Origin of the sequence: uncultured Tateyamaria sp., assembly GCF_947504105.1 — a bacterium.
In the GTDB taxonomy this organism is placed as follows: domain Bacteria; phylum Pseudomonadota; class Alphaproteobacteria; order Rhodobacterales; family Rhodobacteraceae; genus Tateyamaria.
In genome coordinates this window covers 1-5,968 of record NZ_CANNGP010000089.1, presented here as the reverse complement: position 1 = coordinate 5,968, position 5,968 = coordinate 1, and the positions used below count along the sequence as shown (strand labels likewise).

Here is a 5,968-nt window from a genome sequence, read left to right as displayed (position 1 = left end):
GGGGTCTGTTCCGGCTGGGGGCAGAATGACACCGTAAGGCCTGATGGTTGCGGTTATCCCTTTTCCTTAACCAGTCTGTAGGCTGTCGATCTTGCGATACCGATTTGTTTGGCGGCTTGTCCGGCGGTCATTCCTGCTTGGACGAGGTTTTGCAGCGCCAAGACCGTTTCAGGTTCGAGCGGAGGTCTCCCAGGCTTTCGGCCCTGTGCTCTGGCAGCTTCAATGCCGTCTTTGGTGCGTTCAGAAATCAACCGGCGTTCGAAATGGGCGATGGCTCCGAAAACGTGGAATATCAGCTCACCAGCGGCGGATGTGGTGTCGATTCGTTCTTCGAGGCTGATCAACCCGATGTTTTGCTCTTTCAGGTATTCGACAGTTTCCAGGAGCTCTTTAAGTGAGCGCCCGAGCCGGTCCAGGCGGGTAACGGCCAAGCTGTCGCCGGGGCGGGTATGATCCATCAACGCAGACAAGCCGGGGCGGTCGAACTGTTTGCCCGAAACGACATCTTCGAAGACGCGGATGGCCCCCGCATGCTTGAGGCGCGTGATCTGGCCAGACAGGTCCTGTTCGGACGTTGATACCCGCGCATAACCGAGGATGTCACCGCTTCTTGGCATAGTATTTTTCATTGAGGAGAGCCAAATGGTCTTCAGAACAATCCACTCTTATACCGCATTGAGCGTTTCGAGGTATTTTTGCGGTTTCGTCGTCCTGTCCCATCGCGGTCAGAACTTGGACAAGGTGATGGCCACTCAGTTGAACATAAATTGGGTGTTCTCCGGCCATTTTATTGTACCAACGACCCCACCAGCGTTTAGAGCGGTCAAAGGCGCGTCGTGTTGTAACGGTTCTCAGGTGGAGAAATTGAATGAGCCCCTCCGCAGCATGATTTGAGGTCTCTACTTGTTTTGACAGCATACGGCCAACTGAAGCCATACCGCCAGTTGCCCCCATCCCTAGCGCTTCTCCAACACTATTTGCGGACAATGAAAACAGTTTTCCCGCAACAACAATAATTGGGAAACAAGAGAGATCGTACATTGGAAATACTGTCCTTTAACCGTTCGTTTTTGGGGCAGGTGTCCGGGCAATCAGGACAACTGGTGATTTGCCAACCAGAACTGTCTCATTATTCGTCTTTATATTATGCGCTGTCTCAAAATGATCAACACCATTTTTAGGACATCTCTATGCCAAGACGATCCATCCTGACCGAGCGCCAGCGTTCGGCACTTTTCGATTTGCCCACCGACGACGCGTCGATGCTGCACCACTATACCCTCGCTGATGATGACCTTGAGCACATCAATGACCGAAGGCGATCAGAAAACAGGATCGGCTTTGCCTTGCAGCTCTGTGCGTTGCGATATCCTGGACGCCTTCTCTCGTCTGACGAGGTGATCCCGGAAAAGGTGCTGCGCTTCATCGCGGCCCAGCTTGGCCTGACCGGTGACGATGTCTTGCCCTACGCCGCGCGACGCCAAACCCGCCAGCAGCACCTGCACGTCTTGCGACAGATTTACGGCTTGAAGATGTTCTCGGGCCAGGGCGCGCGTAGCTTGAAGGCTTGGCTCGCCGCGCAAGCCGAGACGGCCCGGTCCAACGACGACCTAGCGCGCAGGTTTGTCGAGGAATGCCGCCGGACGCAGACGATCCTGCCCGGCGTCACAGTGATCGAGCGGCTCTGCGCCGATGCCCTTGTCGCAGCGGAGCGCAGAATAGAAAGCCGGATTGCAAGTCGCCTCAGCAAAGATAGCCAAGAACAACTGGACGCACTGCTGACCGAGATTGTCGATGGCAAGGTCAGCCGGTTCGTCTGGCTGCGCCAGTTCGAGGTGGGAAGCAATTCAGCGGGCGCAGCCCGGCTATTGGATCGGTTGGAATTCCTGCAGGCCTTGGGATTATCGCCCGATATCCTGGACGACATTCCGCCTCACCGGATCACACGCTTGCGCCGTCAGGGTGAACGGTACTTCGCAGACGGCCTGCGCGACATCACCAGTGACCGGCGTCTGGCGATCCTGGCCGTCTGCGCCATCGAATGGGCCGCAGCCATTGCGGATGCCGTGATCGAGACCCATGATCGGATCGTTGGCAAAACCTGGCGGGACGCCAAAAAGCTGTGCGATGCGCGGATCGCGGATGCCAGATCATCCCTGCGGGAAACGTTGCGGTCCTTCAAAGACCTCGGCGCGGCCCTGCTGGAAGCCAAGAGAGATGGCGCATCCCTAGATGATGCAACCGAGACCACTTGCGGTTGGGCACGTCTTGAAGGCATGGTGGCAACCGCTGCTGAATTGACCGATACGATGTCTGCTGATGCCCTGGCGCATGTTGTTCATGGATATCACCGGTTCCGGAGATACGCGCCACGCATGCTGCGTGCGCTTGATGTTCGGAATGCCCCCGTGGCGGCACCGTTGATGAAAGCCGCCGCGATCATCGCCAAAGATCAGGCCGACGCGTCCCGCCAGACGGATTTCCTGCGGCGGGCTTCAAAATGGCATCGCCATCTCAATGCCCAAGGGCCTGGTGGCAACCGGCTTTGGGAGGTCGCTGTGCTGTTCCAAATCCGCGACGCGTTTCGATCCGGCGACATCTGGCTCCCACATTCCCGGCGTTATGCCGACCTGAAACAGGCACTTGTGCCGATGGAAGCTGCCAAAACAACACCTCGCCTGACCATGCCATTCGAGCCGGAATCCTGGTTGGCCAACCGAAAGGCACGGCTAAAGGAGGGGCTTGAGAGGTTAGCCAAAGCCGCGAGAACGGGTGCGATCCCAGGTGGGGCCATTGAAAATGGCATCCTCAAAATGGACCGACTGACCAGGGCCGTGCCTGACGAGGCTGATGCCCTGGTGCTCGATCTTTATGGCCGCCTGCCTGCGGTTCGGATTACCGATCTGCTACTGGAAGTGGATAACGATATCGGATTTACCGAAGCCTTCACCCATCTGCGCACGGGCGTTCCCTGCAGGGATCGCATTGGGCTGTTGAACGTGCTGTTGGCCGAGGGGCTGAACCTTGGCCTTAGCAAGATGGCCGAGGCGACAAGCTCGCACGACTATTTCCAGCTTTCTCGCCTGTCGCGTTGGCATATCGAAAGCGATGCCATCAACCGCGCTCTCGCCATGGTGATCACTGCACAGTCGGAATTGCCGATGGCGCGGTACTGGGGCAGTGGCATCACCGCATCCAGCGACGGGCAATTCTTCTCGACGACACGTCACGGAGAGGCGATGAACCTCATCAACGCAAAATACGGCTCCGAGCCTGGGCTGAAAGCCTACACCCATGTCTCCGATCAGTTCGGGCCGTTCGCGACCCAGAACATCCCAGCGACCGTGAACGAGGCCCCCTATATCTTGGATGGTTTGCTGATGAACGAGGTAGGTCAAAAAATCAAAGAACAATACGCCGACACTGGTGGTTTTACAGATCACGTCTTCGCTGTCACCGCGCTGCTGTCATATAGGTTCATTCCCCGTATACGCGATCTGCCCTCGAAGCGGCTTTATCTCTTCGATCCAGCCAATGCGCCAAAGGAATTGCGTGGCCAGGTCGGCGGCAAGGTCAGAGCAAAACTGATCGTCGAGAACTGGCACGACATCTTCCGCGCTGTCGCCACGATGGCGGCGGGCGTCATTCCACCAAGCCAACTCTTGCGGAAGCTCGCGTCATATCCGCGTCAGCATGAACTCGCCCAGGCGCTCCGGGAAATCGGGCGCATAGAGCGCACGCTATTCATCATCGATTGGCTGCTCGATGCCGATATGCAGCGACGTGCCAATGTTGGTCTGAATAAGGGGGAGGCGCACCACGCCTTAAAAAACGCCCTGCGGATTGGACGTCAGGGCGAGATCCGTGATAGAACCGCCGAGGGACAGCACTACCGCATGGCTGGGCTGAACCTGCTAGCTGCTATCATCATCTATTGGAATACAAAGCGCCTCGGCCGCGCCGTCTCCGCCCGAAAACGCGCCGGTCTTGATTGTTCACCAGAGCTTTTGTCGCACATCTCGCCGCTTGGATGGGCTCACATCTTGCTCACGGGTGAATACAGGTGGATGAACCGCTGAATTCCGCCCTAAAAGGATCCAAACTCCTTAATTTACAGCCAGAATAGGTCTGTTGCAGTGAGAGCGATGGCCGATAGGAATACCTTTGGGCATTTGTCACATCGGGGGGCGACGCGCTGTCAATCCTTCAGGGCGTTCTCCATGCCATTGCGCGCTTCATCCACCCAGTTCTCAATCTCAGAGGGCGCTAGGTCATACGACCGACTGGCCTCAGCCACCGTCGTCTTGCTCTGGATGATCTCAATGACGAGCGCTGATTTCCGCTTCGCCGCCCATCTCTTGATACCCCCAATGGCCCACTCATCGCTACGTTTTCTTCCTTGTAGCGTGAGCAGAATTTCACTGGCGCGATACATTGAGGTGTGTTGCGTCAATCATGATGGTCTTATGATCGACTTCCTGCGCAGCAAGCCCGTTCATAATCCGAGCGAATACACCCACATCGCTCCATCGTTTCCAGCGATTGTACAGCGTCTTCGGCGGCCCATATTCACGCGGCGCGTCCGACCAACGTAACCCATTACAGTTGAGGAAAATAATCCCACTCAGTACACGACGATCATCAATCCTCGGCTTGCCATGTCTCCTTGGAATGAAAGGTTGAAGCCGCGCCATCTACTCATCAGTCAGCCAAAATAGATTGCTCATGTTATACCCCTGAAACTCAAGGGCATGAATCAAGCACGCGGAAAGGCGACAACCAAATTAATAGGTTCAGAACCTAAGATGTCATTCTGATCCCGGCCGGACCAGACTCCAGTTACGATTCTTATGACGAAACGTTCGTCGGATTTCTAAGACTGCAGTGAATTCGTTAAGCATCCAATACCACCTCCATTCTGCAGATATGTTGACGCATCCCGCTTGGGCGTGAATTCTACTTCGATGCCCCTATCACGATAGAATGCTATGATGTCTTCTTCGATTTCCCTTCTTGCAAACTCTGGGACGTCAAAAATTCCGTTCGTGAGAAAATAAGTTTCTTGTGTGTCGTTCGACTTTACAAACTCACCATTAAACAAATTGAAGTCCGTTTTTCTGGCTCCGGACCATGGCTTCCTGACAACAGATATTCCTTCGTTTTCCAGTTTTTTTTGTATTAGATTTTCTAATTTGGTTTGATCTATTGTTAGAGACTTCGGCGGTTCATTTGGAAATAGAATGCTATGTGTCTTCGCAGAGTCAGCTAGAACAATTTCATTTTCGCCAGTAAACGTCATTGACATATCAATGTGAAACGTCCGTTGCGGAACAATAAGCAGTTTGTCTCCGGGCTTGACTCCTATCTGGTCCGACAAATGTGTAACCGTCTGAGAGTAAATATGCGGGTCATTTGGTTTAGCTGCCATTCTTGTCGTATAAGCTAAGGCATCCGTACCAAGCAAAAATATTCGTTTCCCCGGACTCGCCCCGTTTGAGAGAAAGTTACCGCCTTCTATATAGGCATTCACGTCTAAGTGTATTGGTATATTTCGAACCTTCTGAGAGTTGCTGCTGTTTGAATAAACATTCCTCCGAAATATTGACGGAAACAGTTCGATCGTTTGGCCGCCTATTCCAATTGCCTCATGCAATTGAGATGTTGGTGTTACTCCAGCTTCGTAGTAATCTCTGCCCCGATAGTAGTCTCGAAGTTGTTCAGCATAGCGATCGGTAGGATGCCCAAAAACTCCCGTACGCATGTGCGCACTTTTAGGTCCCATGAAAATAGTGTCCTCATTCCATATTGGGGGATCATGATGAATAAAGTTCAACGTAACTTTTGAACTCGATGTTCCCTGAGAGTAGACAGAATAATGTGGTTGGCTCTGTTCTTCATGGTACATATTTTGCGCAAGCACTGCACGAAGACGAGACATCGACATCGAATCAATGCGAGAGATGTTGAT

The 5,968-nt window shown here is 53.8% G+C and carries 4 protein-coding genes and 3 pseudogenes; 1 reads left to right on the top strand and 6 read right to left on the bottom strand.

The window, feature by feature from the left end; translation table 11 throughout:
* Positions 1-53 precede the first annotated feature (53 nt).
* The gene (locus Q1A75_RS23120) at positions 54-617 is read right to left on the bottom strand and encodes a recombinase family protein (RefSeq protein WP_299593296.1); all 564 of its coding nucleotides are present in this window, start codon (positions 615-617) and stop codon (positions 54-56) included.
* Positions 601-1,041, bottom strand: coding sequence for a hypothetical protein (locus Q1A75_RS23115; RefSeq protein ID WP_299593293.1), 441 nt, complete (start codon positions 1,039-1,041; stop codon positions 601-603). The genes Q1A75_RS23120 and Q1A75_RS23115 overlap by 17 nt, the downstream gene beginning before the upstream one ends.
* Positions 1,042-1,190: 149 nt before the next feature.
* Between Q1A75_RS23115 and Q1A75_RS23110 the strand changes: the two genes are divergently transcribed.
* On the top strand, positions 1,191-4,079 hold the full coding sequence (locus Q1A75_RS23110) for a Tn3 family transposase (protein WP_299593290.1): 2,889 nt from the start codon (positions 1,191-1,193) through the stop codon (positions 4,077-4,079).
* Between the two features lie 32 nt (positions 4,080-4,111).
* On the opposite strand, the pseudogene Q1A75_RS23105 reads toward Q1A75_RS23110, so the two are convergent.
* From Q1A75_RS23105 to Q1A75_RS23090, 4 genes and pseudogenes are all read right to left on the bottom strand, one after another.
* Positions 4,112-4,210, bottom strand: a pseudogene (locus tag Q1A75_RS23105) (IS5/IS1182 family transposase); the annotation flags it as partial.
* A gap of 6 nt (positions 4,211-4,216) precedes the next feature.
* A pseudogene (locus tag Q1A75_RS23100) lies at positions 4,217-4,435 on the bottom strand (transposase); the annotation flags it as partial.
* 1 nt (position 4,436) lies between these two features.
* Positions 4,437-4,694: pseudogene (locus Q1A75_RS23095) on the bottom strand (transposase); the annotation flags it as partial.
* Positions 4,695-4,873: 179 nt separating this feature from the next.
* A partial coding sequence (locus Q1A75_RS23090; protein ID WP_299593287.1) for a hypothetical protein occupies positions 4,874-5,968 on the bottom strand: 1,095 nt, incomplete at its 5' end.

Coding starts and splice junctions, on each gene's coding strand:
- Q1A75_RS23120 (WP_299593296.1), bottom strand. CDS start 617: ATGCCAAGAAGCGGTGACATCCTCGGTTATGCGCGGGTATCAACGTCC.
- Q1A75_RS23115 (WP_299593293.1), bottom strand. CDS start 1,041: ATGTACGATCTCTCTTGTTTCCCAATTATTGTTGTTGCGGGAAAACTG.
- Q1A75_RS23110 (WP_299593290.1), top strand. CDS start 1,191: ATGCCAAGACGATCCATCCTGACCGAGCGCCAGCGTTCGGCACTTTTC.